At 66.8% G+C, this 2,307-nt stretch carries 2 protein-coding genes; both read right to left on the bottom strand.

The window, feature by feature from the left end:
* Positions 1-154: 154 nt before the first annotated feature.
* The gene (locus PLN84_RS13130; RefSeq protein WP_292385754.1) at positions 155-1,246 is read right to left on the bottom strand and encodes a hypothetical protein; all 1,092 of its coding nucleotides are present in this window, start codon (positions 1,244-1,246) and stop codon (positions 155-157) included.
* A gap of 35 nt (positions 1,247-1,281) precedes the next feature.
* Positions 1,282-2,307: hypothetical protein (locus tag PLN84_RS13125; RefSeq protein ID WP_348532177.1), on the bottom strand; the 1,026-nt coding region annotated here is incomplete at its 5' end.

Raw genomic sequence — 2,307 nt, 5'->3', positions numbered from 1 at the left:
GCGGTCCTGGTTTCCCCTTCAGGGTCTCTCCTGCCGGTGCATCAAGGTTCCGGGAGCGGCATCTTCCGACCTCCCGGAGATATAGTCCGGTTGTAGGCGGCCGGGACCGTGGCTCCGGTTATCAGGGCCGGACGCGGGAAAAAAGGGCGGGGAGTTAGCGGCGCCGGAGCAGTAGGAACCCTGCCGCGATGATCACGACGGTCCCGAAGATCATGGCGATGGCGGCCAGGGGAAGGTCCCCGGTGGCTGCCGCGCCCGGTTCACCCTGCGTGACCTCTGCGCCCGGCGCTCCGGTCATGGCCGGGGTGGCCCCCTCCGCCGGGGATGCTGCGGCCCAGGTCAGGGCGAAGAGGCTGAAGTGCGAGACCTGTGCCGTCACCGTCCGGGTTGCCGGGTCCACGGTTGCGGGGACCTCCTGCCACTCGCCGGTTCCGGGATTGTACCACATCACCTGCAGGGTGGCGGGGTCACTGACCCTCTCCCACTCCTCCTCGGAGAGCGTATAGGTGATGGTGACCGGGGGGTCGAAGGTGGCGCCGGCCGGCCCGCAGGTGAGGGCGAGCCCGATCGCCGTCCCCGGCGGATTCGGGGGCAGCCCGGCGGCGTCGGCACGGACTATGGTCACTTCGCCGAGCGGATTTCCGTCTGCGTCGCGGGCACGCGTGCCCTCGCCGATGGTCAGCGAACCGACGCTGTCGCCGGTCCTGACCGTCACCGATTCGCTGACCTCACCGGTCGCCGAGAGGGGGAGCGATGCCTGCCCGACGGGCACCGCCGGTGCGGATGGGGTAGGGATGGGCGTGATGACAGGACCGCCACCTCTCGGACCTCCGCCGCCCCCGCCTGTCGGCGTGGGCGTGGGGGGCGCCGCGCTCGCGGTGAGCGTCAGGTTCGTGAAGCCGCCGCTCTCGTAGACCGCCGACTCTCTTGCCGTGACCCCGTAGATGGAGAACGTGATGGTGTCGCCCGGGTGTATGGCGGCATTCCAGACGGCAAACTTCTCGGCGTCCCCGTCCAGGGGACCGACCCCATACTGCCCGGCCGTGGTCACGGTGGTCGTTCCGGAGGCGTTCCCCGCGACAGATGCGACGATGATCGAGCCTGCCGGGGCGTTCGAGCCGTCCACGTTATAGACCTGCCCGTAGAAGACGTGCGGGATCGTATCACCGCCGTTGGCGAGCGCGGGGACGGCAAGGAGGCTGACTGCGATGAGGAGCGTGAGGATGGTTGCTGGTGTTCGCTTCATAGTTGTTCCTCAAAATGGGTTGGTGGGTCCCCGCCCTACAGGTCCCATGCCCATCCGGGCATGGGGAGGGGGGTCGAGGAGAACCCGGCAAGTTCGACGGGGTTCTTCATGTAGACCCAGTAACCGCAGGTGGCGTCCATATCGTATCCGTCGTCCCAGTAATTTTCCCAGGTATAGACCCAGGCTTCAGGGTTGATGGACGGGGAAACGACGATGCTGTAGCCTGTTAGGCCTGCCGGCGTCTCTTCTGCGGAGGTCAGCGCCTCCCAGACCGGGGTCCCGTAGGGCTCGCCCCACCAGAGGTAGGGATCGCCTATCGGCCCATTATCGAGGTCATACGCCGGGCCGACCAGGTTCCACCCTGCCTTGAGGCTCTTCACCGGCGGGTTCGTGATCTCCGGGCTGATCGCGACCGGGAGACGGTCGTATTCGTTCATCCGGATGTAGACCGCATCGAGCGGGTTGATCTTGCTCGTCGCAGTCATCTGGACCCACCGCTGGCCGGCAGCGTCCCAGGTCCAGGCGACGCTGTAGTTGAGGCCGTCGCCGGCGTGGGTAACCGCCTGCCAGGTGTTGTTCTCAAGCGCCAGCGGGAACGAGAGGGTGTTCCAGCCCGGCTCAAGACCGTCACGGTAGCCGTCGCCGCCGATGTTGGGCGACCCGATCTCAAGCCCGAAACAGGACTTGCCGGTCTTGAGGACGACGTCCGCCGGCTGTGTCAGCCAGGGCTCGTAGTTGGTGCCGGTGACCGGGCTTCCCGTGCCGGGGCCAAAGCCCGATGGGCCGCTCGCGTCGCCCCACCAGTTGTAGAAGGCGTAGGGCTCGTACTCCTCCTCTTCGTAGTAGTAGGGGAGCCCGATGTAGCCGTTGCGGATGTTGTTGAACGTCGCATCGCTGCCACGCGAGAGGATGCCGAGGTCCAGGCCCAGGAACAGGACGCCTTCTCCGTCCACCCGGTCACCGTTGACCATGGTGATGAGGGTCATGGAGACATCCCCGTCCACGCTGTTCCCATCGATGTAGGAGGGGCTCAGGCTCACGATGCCGACGTCGGCCGCCAC

Origin of the sequence: Methanoculleus sp., assembly GCF_035363275.1 — an archaeon.
Taxonomy (GTDB): domain Archaea; phylum Halobacteriota; class Methanomicrobia; order Methanomicrobiales; family Methanoculleaceae; genus Methanoculleus.
Note: the sequence above shows the minus strand (reverse complement) of the source record. Positions and strands in the feature narration are given on the sequence as shown.

Coding starts and splice junctions, on each gene's coding strand:
- PLN84_RS13130 (WP_292385754.1), bottom strand. CDS start 1,246: ATGAAGCGAACACCAGCAACCATCCTCACGCTCCTCATCGCAGTCAGC.